The organism is Devosia indica (assembly GCF_003056405.1).
Taxonomy (GTDB): domain Bacteria; phylum Pseudomonadota; class Alphaproteobacteria; order Rhizobiales; family Devosiaceae; genus Devosia; species Devosia indica.
In genome coordinates, this window is the sequence record NZ_PYVZ01000004.1 from 196723 (window position 1) to 214762 (window position 18040).

Here is an 18040-nt window from a genome sequence, read left to right on the forward strand (position 1 = left end):
AAAAAAGGGCGGCCCGGAGGCCGCCCTTTCTCACTTAGCCAAGGCCAAGGCGGCGCTGCCACCAACCGACCTTCTTTTTCTTTCCGGGCTCAGATTCACCCTCAGCCTCGCCCTCGCCCTCGGCAGGCGCGTTGGTTTCCTCGGCCGGTGCGGCGCTTGAGGTGACAACCACGCCCTCAGGCGGCAGATCCTTTTTCACGCGACGGCTGCGTGCTGGCTTCTTTTCTTCCGGCGCGCTGTCATCGGCCTTGGGGGCCTCGGCGGGCGCGGCTTCCGTGACCGCCGGCTCGGTTGCTGCCGCGGTCGCTTCAGCCTTGGGCTTACGCGCACGGGGCTTGCGCTTGGGCTTTTCGGCCAGCTTGTCTTCGGCGACCGGCTCAGTGGGTTCTTCTTCGGAACTTGCCGCAACCGGAGTAGTTTCAGCCGGCGCCGAATCCTCGGTTTCGGTAACCTTCTTGCGACGGGTGCGCCGAGGCTTTTCGGTCGGCTTTTCCTCGGCAACGGGTGCTTGTTCGGCCACCGGCTCGGCGTCTACCTCGACATGGTCGACAACCGCTTCTTCAGGCGCTGAAACGGCGGCCTCTGCAGTATCGGCTCCGGTATCGCCATTCTGATCGCGCCGATTGCGGCGCCCGCCCCGACGACCGCGGCGGCGGCGGCGGCGTGTTTCGCCATCGCTATCGCCCTCAACGGCATGGCGGGCGTCTGCATCCTCACCACCGGTCTCGTCATCTTCGGCAACACTGTCGGTGTCGCTATCCTGATCGGAACTGCCCTCGGATGCCTGCTGGTTTTGCTGGTCACCATTGCGGCCACCGCGGCGGCGGCGGCGGCGCCGGCGGCGTCCGGACCCTTCGCCTTCTCCGGCATCTGCTGACCGCGACTCGGTTTCTTCAACCTCGACTTCGATTTCGACCTCGACGTCGTCTTCGGCCGCATCGTCGATCACGGCGCTGTCCACCCGCACATGGGCGGCGGTGCGCTGGTCGGCATAGGCCGAAACGCGGGTTTCGCCCTTTTCGATGGCGAATTGCTGGCCCGTCATCTTGCTGTCTGCGGTGATCGTGATCGAGAGCTTGTTGCGCGCTTCGAGCCCCGAAAGCGTGTCACGCTTGAAATTCAGGATGTAGAGCGCAACCTCAACCGGGACGCGAACATTGATCGACTGCCCCTGCTTGCGCAGCACGTGATCCTCGATGTGGCGCATGATCATCAGCGCCAGGCTTTCGGTGGAGCGCACAAGACCGGTGCCATCGCAGATCGGACACTTGTGGGTCGAGCTTTCCACGACGCCAAAGCGGATACGCTGGCGGCTCATCTCCATCAGACCGAAATGGGAGATGCGACCCACCTGAATGCGGGCGCGGTCGTCCTTCAGGCAATCCTTGAGCTTGCGCTCGACGGCCCGGTTGGACCGGTTCTCCATCATGTCGATAAAGTCGATGACGATGAGGCCGGCCAGGTCACGCAGGCGAAGCTGGCGCGCGACTTCCTCGGCTGCTTCCAGATTGGTCTGGAGGGCAGTGTCCTCGATATTGTGCTCCTTGGTGGAGCGGCCCGAGTTTACGTCGATGGAGACCAGCGCTTCTGTCGGATTGATGACGATGTAGCCGCCGGAGGGCAGGGTAACCGTCGGCGAGAACATCTGATCGAGCTGGGCTTCAACGCTATACTTGGAGAACAGCGGCTGCTCTTCGGCATATGGCTTCACGTTCTTGGCGTGGGACGGCATGATCATCTTCATGAAGTCCTTGGCCTCGCGATAGGCGTTGTCGCCAGCCACCAGAACTTCGTCGATGTCCTTGTTGTAGAGGTCGCGGATGGTACGCTTGATGAGCGAGCCTTCCTCATAAACCAGGCACGGCGCCGAGCTTTCCAGCGTCAGCGTGCGCACGCTTTCCCAGAGGCGCATCAGGTATTCGAAGTCGCGCTTGACCTCGGCCTTGGTGCGCGAGGCACCGGCCGTACGCAGGATTACGCCCATGCCCTGGGGCACTTCCAGATCGGCGGTGATTTCCTTGAGGCGCTTGCGGTCGGCAGCATTGGTGATCTTGCGCGAGATGCCGCCACCGCGGGCGGTATTTGGCATCAGGACAGAATAGCGGCCGGCAAGAGACAGATAGGTGGTCAGGGCCGCGCCCTTGTTGCCACGTTCTTCCTTGACGACCTGCACCAGCATCACCTGACGGCGCTTGATGACTTCCTGGATCTTGTACTGGTGACGGCGCTGCTGGCTCGACCGACGGCGCTCCGGCACTTCTTCCAGGGCATCGCCACCACCAATCGACTCGACCGGCTCGCTGTCGGCGGGCGCCTGTTCGATGTGTTCGGCATCGCCGGGTTCCTGCGGATCGGCCTCTGCGTCCGGCTCGGTTACCCCTGTGGGCAGCGAGATTGCTTCATCGGCGTCATCACCATGATCGTCCTCGTGTTCCTCGTCGCGCAGCAGAGCTTCGCGGTCGGCAACGGGGATCTGGTAGTAATCGGGGTGAATTTCCGAAAAGGCGAGAAAGCCATGGCGATTGCCGCCATATTCGACAAAGGCCGCCTGCAGGCTGGGCTCAACCCGCGTGACTTTTGCGAGGTAGATGTTGCCCCGCAACTGGCGGCGGGTCGCTGATTCGAAATCGAACTCCTCGAGCCGGTTACCGGCGGTAACGACAATCCGTGTTTCTTCCGGGTGGATGGCATCCACCAGCATTCTTTTGGTCGCCATAATGAACTCCGCGCACCCGCGCGCCGACAAGTGGACGCCGGGAGGCCGACTTCCTGTTCGTGGCGCATTGCGGGGCGAATAGGTTTGATACTGGGTGGCGCGAACCTCTCACGTTCAGCGCCGAAGACTGTGCGGTCTGGGCCGGCAAACAGGGCGAAGCAAAGCGGCAATCGTTCATATCGATCGCGTCGCGCTCTGTTCGCCAGCGGGCCATATGACCTCTTCCTATTGGGCATCAGGCCTTTGGGCCTGCTGCCGTCCGGCCCGGTCTGGGCCGAAATTCGTTGGTGCAGGGCGTTGAAACCGCAACTTCCGTTCCGGATCATAGAGGGCAATCCATTGCCCTGAACACGACCGCGGAACACACGCACCTACACATTGATCGTGTAGAAAAGTTGCGCCGCAATGGCAACAAGAAAGTCAAATCTGCCCCTGATGCCCAGAATTGATGCCTGTCATGTTGGCCACAGGTGCAAATCATCGCATAAGGCGGGGTCTGCCGAAGAATCGCCGCATCGAGGCGGCACGCAGATGCTCGGAATATGGGAGCCCGGCCACAATCTTGACCCGACAATCACTGATTGGCCTCGTATTTGGCCTGTTTGCCCTGCTGGGCCTGTCCACAATTGCTGCTGCACAGGACGCGGCGGCATTGCCGCCCTTGCCCAATGTGATCGATGCGCGCGTCACGATCGCGCCGGAGCGCGCACGGCTGGTGGTCGACCTGGCGGACCGTACCGCGTTTTCCTTTGTCTCCCTGGATGATCCGCGCCGCCTGGCCATTGACGTCCGGGCAGGGACGTTTTCCGTTCCCGCGCCCGAGGGTGATTTGGCCGATGGCGGGCTGGTCTCAGCTTATGCCATTGAGCAGGCGGCAGCAGACAGGGTGCGCACAACGCTGACACTGGCCGGCCCCGCCCAGGTGCAGCAGGCCTATGTGCTGGACGCTTTCGAAGATCAGCCGGCGCGGCTGGTCGTCGATATCATTCCTGCAACCGAGGAAGAGTTTGCCGCCAATGTCGAGCGGGACCTTGCCGCGTCTGAAACGGCGGCGCCTGCAGCATCGACGCCGGCCGGCGGTTCGGAACTGCCCATAGCGACGCGGCCTCTGGTGGTCATTGACCCAGGGCATGGAGGCATCGACAGCGGCGCGGAGACCGCCGACGGGGTCAAGGAAAAGGACATCGTGCTGGCCTTCTCCTTGCGCCTGCAGGAGCTGCTCGTTGAATCTGGACGGTTTGATGTAGCGCTGACCCGCGAGGACGATTCCTATTTACGCCTCGAAGAGCGGGTAGATCTGGCGCGGGCCAACAAGGCGGATCTGTTTATTTCAATTCACGCGGACAGTTTTCAGCAGCCGGAAATCCGAGGGGCCAGCGTTTATACGCGGGACGAGAACGCCACTGATGTGCTCGACAAGGTGCTGGCGGACAATGAAAATGCGTCCGATGTGATTGCCGGCTTTGCCATGCCACAGACTATGGCGCCTGAGGTGGTCGACATTCTGCTTGACCTGATGCGGCGTGAGATGCGCGTGCAGTCCTACATGGCCGCGCAATCCATCGTGCATCAGCTTGAGCCCAGCGTTGCGCTTCGCCGGTTCCCGGTGCGGCAGGCAGACTTCTTTGTGCTGCAGGCCCCCGACGTGCCTTCGGTGCTGGTGGAACTGGGCTTTTTGTCCAATGCCAATGACATAGCCAATCTGATGCAGTCGGATTGGCGGGACCGCACGGCAGAGGCCATCGCACGCGGCATCTCGACCTATTTTGATAGTCTTGAGGAAGAGCTGTGATGCCCAAGACGACGCGACTCTGCTATGTTTCCACGCTCACCGCCCCAACGGCACCGGGTAGATAATCCAGATGCTTCGACTGCTTGGCTGGCTCTTTGGATTTGGCATGTTCCTCGCTCTTGGCGGGGTCGCCGCTGGCGCTGTCTATCTGGCGACGGTCAGCGCGCAATTGCCGGATTACACCGTGCTGCAGGATTACCAGCCGCCGGTGACGACCCGGGTGCATGCCGCCGATGGCACCCTGCTGGCCGAATATGCCCGTGAGCGACGCCTTTTCCAGCCGGTGGAGACCGTTCCGCCTCTGGTGGTTCAGGCGTTTCTCTCGGCGGAGGACAAGGATTTCTTCAATCACAACGGCATTGCGATCGATGGCGTGGTGCGTGCCGTGCGGGACAATGTGCTGGCGCGGCTGGATGGCAACAACGCCATCCAGGGCGGCGGGTCATCAATTACCCAGCAAGTGGCCAAGAACTTCCTGCTGACCTCCGAGCAGACTTGGGACCGCAAGATCCAGGAGGCCATACTGGCGCTGCGGATCGAATCGACTTTTACCAAGAACAAGATCCTCGAACTTTATCTCAATGAGATTTTTCTCGGGCTGAACTCCTATGGGGTGGCGGCGGCGGCGCTGAACTATTTCGACAAGGCACTGTACCAGCTCACCCTGCCGGAGGCGGCCTATATCGCGGCCTTGCCCAAAGGTCCCAATAACTACCATCCGTTCCGCCGGACCGAAGCGGCCATCGAGCGGCGTAACTGGGTGATCGATCGCATGGTCGAGAACGGCTATGTGAGCTATGAAGAGGCATCGCTGGCCAAGCAGGAGCCGCTCAACGTCATTCCGCGCGCAGCGGGCAGCCAGCTCTATTCGGCGGAGTATTTTACCGAGGAGGTGCGGCGCGAGCTGGCCAAGCTTTATGGCGAGGACCAGCTTTATGGCGGTGGCCTGTCCGTGCGTACCACGCTCGAGCCCCGTTTGCAGGAATATGCCCGGCGGGCGCTGATGGACGGGCTGATCGAATTCGATCATCAGCGCGGCTTTCGTGGTCCCGTCGCCAGCGTGGAGATCGGTGAGGACTGGGGAGTAGCGGTCGCTGCGATCGAACCGTTGAGCGATGTGCCGGAATGGCAGCTTGCCGTCGTGCTGGAGGTGGGGAACAACGAGGCGCGAATAGGCCTCAGGCCCGATGATGATGTGGATGGCGCGGTGGCGACCAATCGCATCGAGGGCGTTCTGTCCGGGCCGGAGATCCGGTGGGTTTCACAGGCTGTCCAGAACATTCTCAATGTCGGTGACGTTGTGTATGTCTCGCCGGTACCGGGCAAGGACGGTATCTACACGCTCGAGCAGGTGCCGGAAATCGAGGGCGCGCTGGTGGCGATGGATCCGCGGACCGGCCGGGTATTGGCGATGGTCGGCGGTTTCTCCTTTGCCGAGAGTGAGTTCAATCGCGCCACGCAGGCCCTGCGGCAGCCGGGGTCGTCTTTCAAGCCAATCGTTTATGCGGCTGCGCTCGACAATGGCTATACGCCGGCCTCCGTGGTGCTGGATGCGCCAGTGGAAGTGCGCATGGGCGATGGCTCGGTGTGGCGGCCGGAAAACTATTCGCAAGAGTTCTATGGCCCGCAGACATTGCGGCGCGGCATCGAGCGCAGCCGAAACGTGATGACGGTGCGGCTGGCGCGCGATATCGGCATGCCGCTGATCGCCGATTATGCGCAGCTCTTCGGCATCTACGACAATATGCAGCCGGTCCTGGCGATGGCGCTGGGGGCAGGGGAAACCACGGCGCTGCGCATGACGGCGGCCTATGCAACCATCGCCAATGGCGGGCGCAAGATCGTGCCGACGCTGATCGACCGCATCCAGGATCGCTATGGCGCGACGGTGTTCCGTCACGATCAGCGGCTTTGCGACGGGTGCGCATCGCAAGACTGGCATGGGCAGGGCGAGCCACGCATTGTCGACAATCGACCCCAGGTGCTCGATCCGATGACGGCCTATCAGATCACCTCGATGATGGAAGGGGTGGTCCTGCGTGGTACCGGGACGGCCGCTCGTGCCCTCAACCGTCCGGTGGCCGGCAAGACCGGCACGACCAACGACTACAAGGATGCCTGGTTCGTCGGGTTCACTCCCGAACTGGCAGTGGGCGTCTATGTCGGCTATGACCAACCGCGCTCCATGGGGTCTTCTTCGACTGGCGGCGGCATGGCCGTGCCGATCTTCACCGATTTCATGGCCAATGCCCTGCAGGGAAAACCAGCGACACCGTTCAATGTGCCGACCGGCATGAGCACGGCGTGGATCAATCCCAGTACCGGGGTAAAGGCGTTCGAAGGGGAGGCGGCCATTGCGGAGGCGTTCAAGCCGGGGACCGGTCCCAATCTGATGACTTCGGTGATTGGTCTGGATGTGCAGGCATTCGACGCCATCCAGCGCGAGCAACTGATGCAGCAGCAGTATGGCAGTTCATTCAGGTCCACACGGCCGAGCGGTAGCGGTACGTTTCTCGATCCGAGCCTGAGTTCGCCGACAAGCCTGTCTGACTGAATGCGGTTTGTGTGCATGGGCAACAAATGGGCGCCAGGAGTTATTGCACTGTCGCAGCTTGTGAGCTAGGAACCCAGCCCGTGCCCCTCTGGCGGAATGGTAGACGCAGAGGACTCAAAATCCTCCGCCGCGAGGCGTGCCGGTTCGAGTCCGGCGGGGGGCACCACTTCCGATCATGGATTGACTTCAGCTAGCCAGCAGCAGGCGGGCCAGATAGACCGCAAGCACGCCAGCGGCCATGGCTGCGAAGAGATTCCTCGTCAGGATGTATATGCCACCAGCCGCGATTGCCGCGATCATTTCGGCGGGACTGCCGGTGACCAGGGCGGGTGCCACGAGAGCGGCAAGCACGGCGCCAGGAATATGACGCAGCCAGGCCGCGGCGAACCCCTGGCGCGGTAGGCGGTCGGCCAGGAGCAGGCCGCCTGCCTTGATGGCAATTGTGACCAGAGCCATGCCGAGAATGGCGATGAATGCCTCAGGACTGGTCTGCATGCTTGCGCACCTCCAGGATGGCGCCGGCGAAGCTTCCTGCCAGGCCGCCGGCCAGGATGTGCCAACTGCCTTCAAGCGAACTCGCCGTGGCTATAGCGACCAGGGCGGCCACCAGCCAGGGCAGAAGGTCGGCTTTGCTGCGCCACATGCCGAGCAGCAGCGCCAAAAAGGTCGCTGTGAAGGCAAAATCCAACCCCCAGCGGGAGGGGTCATCAATTGCCGAGCCGAGCCCATACCCGGTGACGTTTGTGGTCATCCAACTGAGCCAGGCCATGACGCCGCCGCCCATGAGAAAGGCGACGCTGCCACCGCCGTGCGACATTGCCGCAACCGTCATGGCCCAGTTCTCGTCTGTGACCAAATACATGCTGAGCGCGCCGCGCCCAAGATTGGAGGACGGATAGAGCGGCCGAAGGGTGGCAGTGAGCAGGAGATAACGCAGGTTCACGATCAGCGCGGACAGAACCAGCGGCCCGACGGGAAGCGATGATGGTGTGGCCGTCCAGAGATCGAGTGCAACAAATTGGGCTGAACCGGCAAACACCAGACCGCTCATCATCATCACTTCAAGCAGGCTGAGCCCGGCCGTGCGGGCCAGCATGCCCCAGACCATGCCGTAGGCGGCGACGGAAACAGCAACGGGAATACAGGCACGGGCTCCGGCAAGAAACTGATCAATGGTGGCGCTGGATAGAGCGGATGGCTGCGGCATGGATGGTTTCTAGCACAGGGTTGTGGGGCGACGCCGATGGTTATGGGGCACAGTGCGAGCAGTAGCAGGAATGATTCCGCCAACAGCAATTGACGCCTCCGGGCCTGCGGCGTAAAGCAGCGCCAGTCATTGCCCAGTCTCCAGCGCCCGTCCAGCCGGCACCGTGAAAGCGGTGTGAAATGGTCCCCCCGGCGGTCTGAATATTGCTCAGTCCCAGTCGGCTTCGGGGTTCCAGGCCGTGACCCGGATTGCAAAATTGAAGCTGGAGTAACTTCATGAACCCGTTGTCGACCAGACCGCTCTGGCAGCGTTTCAGCCTGTTCCTGATTCCGTTGATGGCCTCGAATATCTTGCAGGCCCTGTCAGGCACCATCAACTCGATCTATGTCGGGCAACTGATCGGCGTGGAGGCCCTGGCGGCTATCGCAACCTTCTTTCCGCTCATGTTCTTCCTGATGAGCTTCATCATCGGGCTATCGGCGGGCTCCACGGTTTTGATCGGCCAAGCTTGGGGTGCAAAAAATGTCGACAAGGTGAAACAAGTGGCCGGCACAACTTTGGGTGCGGCAATTGCCCTGGGCCTGCTGGTCGCCATTTGTGGCGGGGTCTGGGCCGAACAGATTCTGGTCCTCCTGGGTGCGCCAGACAACATCCTGCCCCTTTCTGTGGGCTACTCGCGTATTGCCCTGATCGGGATGCCGGGATTCTTCGTTTTTCTGGTGGTCACGTCCGTGCTTCGCGGAGTTGGAGATACCATCACGCCGCTGCTTTCGTTGATCATGTCGCTGTTGGTGGGGCTCGTGGTCACACCTGCTCTGATCCTGGGATGGTTCGGCCTGCCGCAGATCGGGGTCGATGCGGCTGCGATTGCAATGATCGCAGGCTTTGTTTCAGTTCTGGTGTTCCTGTTCTTTTACATGCGCGCACGCAACATGCCCCTGGCGCCGGACAGGCTTTTGCTGGCGGCCATGCTTCGGCCGGATTTCAAGCTGCTGGGTCTGATCCTGCGGCTGGGCGTTCCGGCTGGGCTGCAAATGGTGATCGCGTCCAGTGCCGGTATCGTCGTGGTGGGCCTTGTCAATCGCTTCGGATCAGACGCAACGGCAGCCTATGGGGCGCTGGGGCAGGTGATGAGCTATGTGCAATTCCCGGCCATGTCGATCGGTATCGCAGCTTCGATATTTGCCGCCCAGGCGATCGGTGCGCGGCAGAACGAACAATTGGGTGCAATTGCGCGGACGGCCCTGACGCTGAACCTGATTGTCACGGGGGGACTGATCCTGCTGGCCTATCTGTTCAGCCAGCATGTGGTGGCCCTGTTCATCACGGACCCTGCGGTGGTGGACCTGACAGAGTCGCTGCTGCATGTCGTGCTGTGGAGCATTGTCTGCTTTGGCTGGAGCATGGTGTTTTCTGGGATCATGCGTGCCAGCGGCACGGTGTATGTCCCCATGATGCTCTCTGTGGCGTGCATTTTGCTGGTCGAATTGCCCGGCGCAATCTGGCTGAGCCAGACCAGTCTTGGGCTGACCGGCATCTGGGTGGCCTATGCGGCCTCCTTCACCACCATGATGGTGCTGCAGGGCTGCTGGTACCAGTTTGTCTGGAAACGCAAAGAAATCGTGGCGCTGGTTTAGAGCGCCACGAGTCCTTCCTCAGTCATTGCCAAGCGTCATACGCAGGGCGCGCAAACCATCGGGTGAGAACACATCGATTTCGACACGGGCGGGCTCGTGGGCCATGCGGCGCGTCCGCGCGGACAGGGCCATGACCACGCCAAGCAGGTCGCCGACCGAGCGCTTCTGGCGCGGCAGCATGCGATCCGTCATGCCGCTGAGTGCCTTGTTGCGCACTTTCATGTCGGGTGAGGCGAGGGGTGAACGGCCAATGAAGTTGGCCAGTTCGACAAGAGCACTGCGTTCACTCATTGGGCTACTCCATACACAAGCACCAATTGCTTCCCCGTGGGCCGGAACTTTCCGATCCGCTAGCCCGACCGGCGGTTGGTCCGCCGTGCCGGTTTATCTTAAGTCACGCATCGGCTGAGCCCGGAAACCGCATAGCGCTTTTCGGTCCGATGGCTGTTTCAGCCCTGCATTGCCAAGCAGGCCAAGTCCTGGTCTTTGAGGCGATTGCACATATCAGTCGCCGCGTCGCGATCACCGAAGCCGACGAAGCGAGCGCGGTAAAAGACCTGACCGTTCTTTTCGAACCGCTCGACATAGGAGCGGAAGTCGCCGAGCGAACCGACCTTGCCGGCGGCGTCGGACAACATTGATCGGGCGCTGTCTTCAGACGGACCGGCACCGATCTGCACGATCCAGCCGCTGATTGGGGCTGCGTCGGCAACCGAGCCGGAATGCATGAGGTCAACCGGCTGTCCTGCGCCACCAGACACATTGGCAGGTGGCAAAAGAGGCGCGGAAGCGGGCGTCTGGCCAAGAGCTGCTGGCGGTGCACCCAGATTGTAAGTCTCGCTGAGCCATGCGCCGATCACATCCTGGCTGGGATAGGCCGGTGCTGCCTGCGTTGGGGCAGCCAGCACATTGGCCGCCTGGACTGCTGGCGAGAGCGCGAGATCGGCCGGGACCGGGGTCGGCAGCGTTACCGGGGCTGCCGCGGCTACTGCTACCTGCGGGTTCGGCTGAGGCTGCGCGCCATTGGCGGCAACCAGCGCGGCAAGGCGAAAGTCCGGCATTGGCGTGGGCATGGCAAAGGTCGGCTTGCGCGGCTGGGCAAGAGCAAACTGGGTGTTGCCCTGGCGACCCGGTACGGGAACCATTGCGGTCTGCAGATAGTCCCCACGACGACCCTTGGAGAGATAGCTCGAGACGAGCTGGCGGACCTTCTCGTCGCGCGACGCAGCCGAATTGAAGCCGAAGGCAACAACAATGATGTGGCGGTTGTCCTTGCGGGCAGCGGTCAGCAGGTTCGATCCTGCCGCGTTGATATAGCCGGTCTTGATCCCGTCGACAGCGCCCATATAGCCGAGTACGCGATTGTGGTTGCCATAGGTCTTGCCGCCATAACGGAAAGCGGTGGTCTGGAACAGATCATAGTACTGAGGGAAGTGCTGATAGACCGCCATGCCGAGAATGGCCTGATCGCGCACGGTGGTGATCTGGCGGCCATCGGGCAGACCTGAGGCGTTGCGGTATGTGGTGCTGCTCATACCCATGGCGCGCGCGGTTGCGGTCATGCGTTCGGCGAATTCGGATTCAGTACCCGAGATGTGCTCTGCGATGACACGGGCCATGTCATTGGCCGAAAGCGTCACCAGAGATTTCATCGCGTCTTCGACCGAAATGGTGGAACCAGCACGCAGGCCCAACTTGGTGGGCACTGCTGAGGCGGCGTGGCGGGACACCGTCATCTTGGTCGAAAGGCTCAGATTGCCGGCCTGCAGTTCCTGAAACAGGATGTAGAGCGTCATGACCTTGGCGACCGAGGCGGGATAACGTCGCGAGTCGGCTTCATGCTCATAGAGCACCTTGCCGGACTTGGCATCGACAACGACACCGGCATATTTGCGCAGGTTCTCGATGGCCTGGACGGGCGCCGTGGCTGACAAGCCAAGGGCGAAGGTCACTAGAATGGCGGCGACAGCACGCAAAAAGGCGATGCGCCAGGGGGTCTTTGCCAGGAAAATCACCCGGTACTCCAATTACTCAATCGGGCAACTGGCCCGTACGCTACTCGTTTGACGCTGGACGAATTCGCGTGTCCCCAAACCGCTAAAACTCATCCTTCACAGAGGTTAGGGGGCCGCCGTTACGAATCCGTAAAATGCAATCTTTTTTTGGCAGGGTGTCTGTTTGGGGCAACAATCGGGTGGCAAAAGTCCCTTCGGGCAGTGGGGATTTGCCTGGCTGAGGGGTGTCGCCAGAAGCGCTCACATTTTCGGGAAGCGATTGCCCTTAACACGGGGCCGATTTTGCCTACATAATGGGTCCAACCAACTGCTTCGTTTCCTCTGGCGACAGAGCGACTGCCATGACTGTGACCCCCATGCTGCCCAAAGAAAATGTGCCGTCCGCAAGCTGGCTTTTGACGCAATCGCGCGTTCATGCCGGGCCCAAGGATGGCGAGCCTGGCCGCCCGGGCGGGAACGACGCCGATTTCGAAACCGGGACGGTAACCAAGACGCGTCCCAAAACCAAAAGGCCGAACCTGTATCGGGTTCTGTTGCTCAACGACGACTACACGCCGATGGAATTCGTCGTTCTGGTGCTGCAGGACGTCTTCAACAAGTCACGCGAAGACGCCATGCGCATCATGCTGCACGTTCACCAGAAGGGGGTCGGTGAGTGCGGCGTATATCCATACGAGGTTGCCGAGACCAAGGTGACCCGCGTGATGGATACGGCACGCAAGAACCAGCATCCGCTGCAATGCGTGATGGAAAAACAGTAGGAACATCATATGCCCTCATTTTCGCGCGGACTCGAAAAGGCCCTGCACCAGGCGATGAACCTGGCCCGTGAGCGCAACCATGAGTTTGCCACGCTCGAGCACCTGCTACTGGCCCTGACAGACGACCGCGATACGCTGGCCGTGCTGACTGGGTGCGACGTCGACATAGACGCGCTCAAAAGCGACCTCGAAGATTTCATCAATGAAGAACTGGACAGCCTGGTCGTGCAGAACGGTCAGGATGCCCGGCCCACCGCGGCTTTCCAGCGCGTCATCCAGCGCGCCGTGATTCACGTCCAGTCGTCCGGTCGCGAGGAGGTTACGGGTGCCAATGTGCTCGTGGCCATCTTTGCAGAGCGCGAAAGCCATGCGGCCTATTTCCTGGAACAGCAGGACATGAGCCGGCTCGATGCAGTCAATTTCATCTCTCACGGCATTACCAAATCCGGCCCGAGCGAAGAGCGTAAGGTGCACGGCGCCGAGGAGGGTGAGGCGCATTCCGAAGGTGGCGCGGACGCCAAGAAAAGTTCGGCGCTGGCCGATTTCTGCGTCAACCTCAACGAGAAGGCCCGGGCCGGCAAGATTGACCCGCTGATTGGGCGCGACACCGAATTGCGCCGGACCATTCAGGTGCTCTGCCGCCGGTCCAAGAACAATCCGCTCTATGTCGGTGACGCGGGTGTCGGCAAGACGGCTATCGCTGAAGGGCTGGCACGCAAGATCATCGAAGGCGACGTACCTGAAGTGCTCAAGGAAGCGGTCATCTATGCGCTCGACATGGGTGCGCTGCTGGCCGGTACCCGCTATCGCGGTGACTTCGAAGAGCGGCTAAAGGCGGTGATGAAGGAACTCGAGAAGATGCCCAATGCGGTGCTCTTCATTGACGAGATCCACACCATGATCGGTGCCGGCGCCACGTCCGGTGGTGCGCTCGATGCTTCGAACCTTCTGAAGCCAGCCTTGGCTTCGGGTGCGATCCGCTGCATCGGCTCGACCACCTACAAGGAATACCGGCAGTTCTTCGAGAAGGACCGGGCCCTGGTCCGCCGCTTCCAGAAGATTGACGTCAATGAGCCGACCGTTCCAGATGCCATCGAGATCGTCAAAGGGCTGCGGCCGTATTTTGAAGAGTTCCACAAGCTCAAATATACCGATGAGGCCCTCAAGGCTGCAGTGGAGCTGAGTGCACGCTACATCACAGACCGCAAGTTGCCGGATAAGGCGATCGATGTGATCGACGAGACCGGGGCCAGCCAGATGCTGCTGCCTGAGGACAAGCGCAAGAAGACCATCGATGTCGAGGATATCGAGACAACGATTGCCTCGATTGCGCGCATTCCGCCCAAATCGGTGTCCAAGTCTGATGCCGAACTGCTTTCGGGGCTGCAGCAGAGCCTGAAGACCGTCGTGTTCGGGCAGGATGACGCCATCACCGCGCTGTCTTCGGCGATCAAGCTGGCGCGTGCTGGACTGAGAGAACCGGAGAAGCCCATCGGTTCGTACCTGTTTACCGGTCCGACCGGTGTCGGCAAGACCGAGGTTGCCAAGCAGTTGGCCGATACGCTCGGCGTGGAGCTGCTGCGTTTCGACATGTCCGAATATATGGAACGCCACACGATCAGCCGGTTGCTGGGTGCGCCTCCGGGCTATGTCGGGTTCGATCAGGGCGGGTTGCTGACCGATGGCGTCGACCAGCATCCGCACTGCGTGGTGTTGCTCGACGAGATCGAGAAGGCCCATCCGGACCTCTACAACGTGCTGCTGCAGGTCATGGACCACGGCAAGCTGACTGATCACAATGGCAAGGCGGTAGATTTCCGCAATGTCATCCTGATCATGACGTCAAATGTCGGCGCGGCAGAACTGGCTCGTGCTCCGATCGGTTTCGGCCGCAAGCGCGAACAGGGGGATGATGAAGAGGCGATCAACCGCACCTTCAGCCCCGAGTTCCGCAACCGCCTGGATGCCATCATCTCGTTTGCGCCGCTGCCACGTGAAGTGGTGCGCCGGGTGGTCGAGAAGTTCGTGCTGCAGCTCGAAGGCCAGTTGGCTGAACGCGGCGTGACCATCAACCTCACGCCGGAAGCTGCCGACTGGCTGGCCGAGCATGGCTATGACGAGCGCATGGGTGCCCGCCCGCTGGGCCGGGTGATCCAAGAGCACGTCAAGAAACCGCTGGCCGATCAGGTGCTGTTCGGCGAGCTGGTCAATGGCGGCACGGTGACTGTTGCCGTCGTGGGCGAAGGCACGGAAGCCAAGCTAGAGCTGGTGGCGGTGCCGCCCCGGCCGGCCAAGCCCAAGGCATTGCCGAAGCCGAAAAAGCCAAAGGCGACTGCGGACAAGAACTGAGGCTTGCGCTTCGATCAAGAACTGGAAGGGCCGGAAGCAATTCCGGCCCTTCCTTGTGCCTGGCGGCGAGCGTTGCACACAACCTGCGGCGAAAGTGAAGACCAAATGCCGCGTTGCTCATATGCATAGCGGTCGGTTGTGCCATGTTGCGTCCCGGCCTAAGAACTGAGGGCCGAAAAGAAGTTGCCGGTTGGTATCCCGGCCCCGCACATAGCGGTTTCGTCGCTTCAGCGTCCCATCGGCACCATATCTTCAATCCCGAAGATGGTGCTGACGTAGAGCGATACCGTCAGAGCCTCTTCCTGACGGAGCATTCATGACCAAGAGAACTCTTTTCGTCGCCCAGCTACTTATTACCTTCATGATGGCCTTCTCTATGTCCGGCATTATGGGGCTGATTTCGGCCGGACCGGCATTTTTGCCGCATTGGCCGATCAGCGGCCTGACGGCCTGGCCGATCGCTTTTGTCCTGACGCAGATCGTTACGCCGATTGCCTTCGGCCTCGCCAAGATGTTGTCACCGGCCAAGTCCGACGTGGCATAGCCGGTCTGCAGCCAAGATACGGGATGCTCACAGCGTCCTGCTGACTGGTCTTTGAGAAACGGAAGAGGCCCGGTGTAATACCGGGTTCTTCATGAAGCCGATTTACCGCCGGCCCAAAGATGGCCGAGCGCAAAGGCCATGTAGATTGCCACGGGCAGAAAAAGAGCGTGAATGCCGACGATGCGATAGAGCAGGGCGCCCAAGGCTGCGCCGCCGAACAAGCCAAACCAAATCGCCAAATGCTGCAGCCAGCGCAGCTTGGGGGCGGCGCCCCTTAGGGCAAGTGCCAGATCCTGACCGGCCATATAGAGGGTGCCGGTGACGAAGGTGGCGCCAAGTCGGACGGCGCCGCGCATGGGTAGAATAGCGTTCTGTGCCCCGGCGGTTGCGGCGAGCACAAGCATGGCCTGACTGGCCGGAAAGCCGCCCAAGGCAAGGGCCAAGGTCAGCGCGACGCCAAGCAGGACAGCGAAGCTGACCGATGCCGGTCCCCAGCGTGGAGTGGAGATGGCCAGCAGATTGCCAAGGACACTGCCAATGAAAAACAGCACAATGAGCGAGGCCGTGAGCAGGACGATCGGCCAGGAGCGGTCAACCAGCGCTGCGCCGCCCTGGGTGGTGTTACCGCTCATGAAGGAGGTGAAATATCCGCCCAGTTCAATGAACCCCACCGCGTCAACAAGCCCTGCCGAGGCCGTCAGCACCATACCAAGGGCGAGATGACGGGCTGGGGTCATGGCGCGTCAGAGATGGGCCGCAATGTCTTTGGCGAGCGCGGCCAATTCTGCGTCATCGGCTTTGCCGCCGGCATGGGTGCTCAACGCCACGCCTTCATAGACCGGGATGATGTGGAAGTGCAGGTGGAAGACGGTTTGTCCTGCCGGAGCCTCGTTGAACTGGACGAGGCGAACCCCATCGGCTTTAGTGGCCGCCTTGACGGCCCTGGCAACGCGCTGAACCAGCGGCATGACCGAGGACAAGGTGGCCGGATCGGCGTCGAGCAGGTTGCGCGAGGCGGCCTTGGGGATGACGAGGGTATGTCCCTTGGACTGGGGAAAGATATCCATCATCACCAACGCGTTTTCGTCCTCATGGACCTTGTGGCAGGGCAGCTCGCCCTTGAGGATTTTTGCGAAGATGTTTGCGGGATCATAGGTCATGCGATGTACTCCTGCTGCCCGCTAGGCATTGCAATGGAGTGGCTCCCCGGTCAAGGGCGAGAATGGCTGGAAACTAGCGTTCTTGCCGCTCGCCCTTGCGGAACGGCGTGAAACCCTCAAGCAGCTCCTGCTGCTGTTCGATCGCTGGGCGCTCGTCCTCGAGATAGTCAGCAACAGCGTTCCGTAGACCCGGATGGGCAATCCAATGGATGGAGTGGGTCAAGACCGGTTCGTAGCCGCGCGCCAGCTTGTGTTCACCCTGCGCACCAGCTTCGACAACTGCAAGCTTGTGGGCAATGGCATAGTCGATGGCCTGATAGTAGCAGACCTCGAAATGCAGGAATGGCACGTCGCGCGTCGCACCCCAGTTGCGGCCATAAAGTGTGTCCCTGCCAAGAAAGTTGATGGCGCCGGCAATTGGGGTATCGCCATCATAGGCCAGCATAAGTACGACGCGATCGGCCATGTACTGGCCGAGCAGCGAGAAGAAGGGGCGGTTCAGATAGGGACGGCCCCATTTGCGGGCGCCGGTATCTTCATAGAAGGCATAGAAGGCGTCCCAGTGGTGCTCCTGGATGTCGCTGCCCGAAAGCCAGCGGACCGTCAGGCCATCGGCCAATGCGTCGCGGCGCTCCCGACGAATCGTCTTGCGTTTGCGGGAAGAAAGGGTTTCGAGGAATTCTTCGAAACTTCCATAATTCCGATTGTGCCAATGGAACTGGGTATCGACGCGGCGCAGCCAATCGAGCGATCCCGCAAATTCAGCCTCCATCTCCGGCACGAAGGTAAGGTGGATCGACGATGCATCGTGCCGACCGGCCAGTTGCTGTGCCGTCGAAAGGAGCGCGGCCTGTGCTTCCAGACTGTGTGAAGGCACCAGCAGTTTGGGTGCGGTCGCCGGTGTGAACGGCACCGAGCCTTGCAGTTTTGGGTAGTAGCGGCCGCCGGCCCGCTCCAGCGCATTGGCCCAGCCATGGTCAAAGACATATTCGCCCATGGAATGCGATTTCAGGAACAGCGGCAGGAGACCGACAGGTGTGTCCGTTCCGTCGCTGAGCAAGATGTGCTGGGCCTGCCAGCCAGTCTGGCCGGTGGCGCAACCGGATTCCTCAAGCGCCAGGAAGAAGGCGTGATCAAGAAAAGGGTTGTCGACCACGCCATCGGTAGCTGGCGCCAGACCATTCCATACGGAAGCGGGAATGGATGCCGTGCTTGGGTGGATGGTGGCAGTGTATCGGATTTCGGACACTTCGCTGGCAGGCCTTGGAATGTGTCTGAGCGATATGGGGAGGAGGTGCCCCGGCC

The 18040-nt window shown here is 61.2% G+C and carries 14 protein-coding genes and 1 tRNA gene; 7 read left to right on the top strand and 8 right to left on the bottom strand.

Going from position 1 to position 18040, the window contains the following annotated elements:
• Positions 1-34 precede the first annotated feature (34 nt).
• Positions 35-2716: an Rne/Rng family ribonuclease gene (locus DDE76_RS05870; protein ID WP_104894291.1), complete on the bottom strand. Its 2682-nt coding sequence runs from the start codon at positions 2714-2716 to the stop codon at positions 35-37.
• Between the two features lie 562 nt (positions 2717-3278).
• On the opposite strand from DDE76_RS05870, the gene DDE76_RS05875 reads away from it, so the two are divergent.
• From DDE76_RS05875 to DDE76_RS05885, 3 genes are all read left to right on the top strand, one after another.
• On the top strand, positions 3279-4508 hold the full coding sequence (locus tag DDE76_RS05875; RefSeq protein ID WP_158672421.1) for an N-acetylmuramoyl-L-alanine amidase: 1230 nt from the start codon (positions 3279-3281) through the stop codon (positions 4506-4508).
• Between the two features lie 70 nt (positions 4509-4578).
• Positions 4579-7062, top strand: coding sequence for a penicillin-binding protein 1A (locus DDE76_RS05880; RefSeq protein ID WP_104894293.1), 2484 nt, complete (start codon positions 4579-4581; stop codon positions 7060-7062).
• A gap of 82 nt (positions 7063-7144) precedes the next feature.
• A tRNA-Leu gene (locus DDE76_RS05885) sits at positions 7145-7228 on the top strand.
• A gap of 20 nt (positions 7229-7248) precedes the next feature.
• Here the strand turns inward: DDE76_RS05885 and DDE76_RS05890 are convergent.
• The gene (locus tag DDE76_RS05890) at positions 7249-7557 is read right to left on the bottom strand and encodes an AzlD family protein (protein ID WP_104894294.1); all 309 of its coding nucleotides are present in this window, start codon (positions 7555-7557) and stop codon (positions 7249-7251) included.
• Positions 7541-8269: an AzlC family ABC transporter permease gene (locus tag DDE76_RS05895; RefSeq protein WP_104894295.1), complete on the bottom strand. Its 729-nt coding sequence runs from the start codon at positions 8267-8269 to the stop codon at positions 7541-7543. The genes DDE76_RS05890 and DDE76_RS05895 overlap by 17 nt, the downstream gene beginning before the upstream one ends.
• Before the next feature lie 275 nt (positions 8270-8544).
• Here DDE76_RS05895 and DDE76_RS05900 point away from each other — a divergent pair, with 275 nt between their 5' ends.
• Positions 8545-9906, top strand: coding sequence for an MATE family efflux transporter (locus tag DDE76_RS05900; protein WP_104894296.1), 1362 nt, complete (start codon positions 8545-8547; stop codon positions 9904-9906).
• A gap of 18 nt (positions 9907-9924) precedes the next feature.
• Here DDE76_RS05900 and DDE76_RS05905 read toward each other — a convergent pair whose 3' ends face one another.
• Positions 9925-10197 carry a hypothetical protein gene (locus tag DDE76_RS05905; RefSeq protein WP_104894297.1) on the bottom strand — a complete coding sequence of 91 codons (273 nt, stop codon included), beginning with the start codon at positions 10195-10197 and terminating at the stop codon, positions 9925-9927.
• Between the two features lie 158 nt (positions 10198-10355).
• Positions 10356-11921, bottom strand: a complete 1566-nt coding sequence (locus DDE76_RS05910; protein WP_158672422.1) for a serine hydrolase — start codon at positions 11919-11921, stop codon at positions 10356-10358.
• Positions 11922-12262: 341 nt separating this feature from the next.
• On the opposite strand from DDE76_RS05910, the gene clpS reads away from it, so the two are divergent.
• The 3 genes from clpS to DDE76_RS05925 all read left to right on the top strand — a co-directional run bounded on the left by clpS (position 12263) and on the right by DDE76_RS05925 (position 15575).
• Positions 12263-12682 carry an ATP-dependent Clp protease adapter ClpS gene (gene clpS, locus DDE76_RS05915; RefSeq protein ID WP_245891812.1) on the top strand — a complete coding sequence of 140 codons (420 nt, stop codon included), beginning with the start codon at positions 12263-12265 and terminating at the stop codon, positions 12680-12682.
• A gap of 9 nt (positions 12683-12691) precedes the next feature.
• Positions 12692-15031 carry an ATP-dependent Clp protease ATP-binding subunit ClpA gene (gene clpA, locus DDE76_RS05920; protein ID WP_104894300.1) on the top strand — a complete coding sequence of 780 codons (2340 nt, stop codon included), beginning with the start codon at positions 12692-12694 and terminating at the stop codon, positions 15029-15031.
• A gap of 316 nt (positions 15032-15347) precedes the next feature.
• Positions 15348-15575: a DUF2798 domain-containing protein gene (locus DDE76_RS05925; protein WP_104894301.1), complete on the top strand. Its 228-nt coding sequence runs from the start codon at positions 15348-15350 to the stop codon at positions 15573-15575.
• 89 nt (positions 15576-15664) lie between these two features.
• Here the strand turns inward: DDE76_RS05925 and DDE76_RS05930 are convergent, their stop codons facing one another.
• From DDE76_RS05930 to DDE76_RS05940, 3 genes are all read right to left on the bottom strand, one after another.
• Positions 15665-16312: a YoaK family protein gene (locus DDE76_RS05930; RefSeq protein ID WP_104894302.1), complete on the bottom strand. Its 648-nt coding sequence runs from the start codon at positions 16310-16312 to the stop codon at positions 15665-15667.
• A gap of 6 nt (positions 16313-16318) precedes the next feature.
• On the bottom strand, positions 16319-16735 hold the full coding sequence (locus tag DDE76_RS05935; RefSeq protein WP_104894303.1) for an HIT family protein: 417 nt from the start codon (positions 16733-16735) through the stop codon (positions 16319-16321).
• Between the two features lie 73 nt (positions 16736-16808).
• Complete coding sequence (locus tag DDE76_RS05940; RefSeq protein ID WP_425430618.1) at positions 16809-17984, bottom strand: GNAT family N-acetyltransferase; 1176 nt, start codon at positions 17982-17984, stop codon at positions 16809-16811.
• Between the last annotated feature and the right edge of the window lie 56 nt (positions 17985-18040).

Excerpts from the sequence above, each read along its gene's own strand:
- DDE76_RS05925 (WP_104894301.1), top strand. The coding sequence starts at position 15,348 with ATGACCAAGAGAACTCTTTTCGTCGCCCAGCTACTTATTACCTTCATG.
- clpS (WP_245891812.1), top strand. The coding sequence starts at position 12,263 with ATGACTGTGACCCCCATGCTGCCCAAAGAAAATGTGCCGTCCGCAAGC.
- DDE76_RS05895 (WP_104894295.1), bottom strand. The coding sequence starts at position 8,269 with ATGCCGCAGCCATCCGCTCTATCCAGCGCCACCATTGATCAGTTTCTT.
- DDE76_RS05900 (WP_104894296.1), top strand. The coding sequence starts at position 8,545 with ATGAACCCGTTGTCGACCAGACCGCTCTGGCAGCGTTTCAGCCTGTTC.
- clpA (WP_104894300.1), top strand. The coding sequence starts at position 12,692 with ATGCCCTCATTTTCGCGCGGACTCGAAAAGGCCCTGCACCAGGCGATG.
- DDE76_RS05880 (WP_104894293.1), top strand. The coding sequence starts at position 4,579 with ATGCTTCGACTGCTTGGCTGGCTCTTTGGATTTGGCATGTTCCTCGCT.
- DDE76_RS05870 (WP_104894291.1), bottom strand. The coding sequence starts at position 2,716 with ATGGCGACCAAAAGAATGCTGGTGGATGCCATCCACCCGGAAGAAACA.
- DDE76_RS05935 (WP_104894303.1), bottom strand. The coding sequence starts at position 16,735 with ATGACCTATGATCCCGCAAACATCTTCGCAAAAATCCTCAAGGGCGAG.
- DDE76_RS05930 (WP_104894302.1), bottom strand. The coding sequence starts at position 16,312 with ATGACCCCAGCCCGTCATCTCGCCCTTGGTATGGTGCTGACGGCCTCG.
- DDE76_RS05905 (WP_104894297.1), bottom strand. The coding sequence starts at position 10,197 with ATGAGTGAACGCAGTGCTCTTGTCGAACTGGCCAACTTCATTGGCCGT.
- DDE76_RS05890 (WP_104894294.1), bottom strand. The coding sequence starts at position 7,557 with ATGCAGACCAGTCCTGAGGCATTCATCGCCATTCTCGGCATGGCTCTG.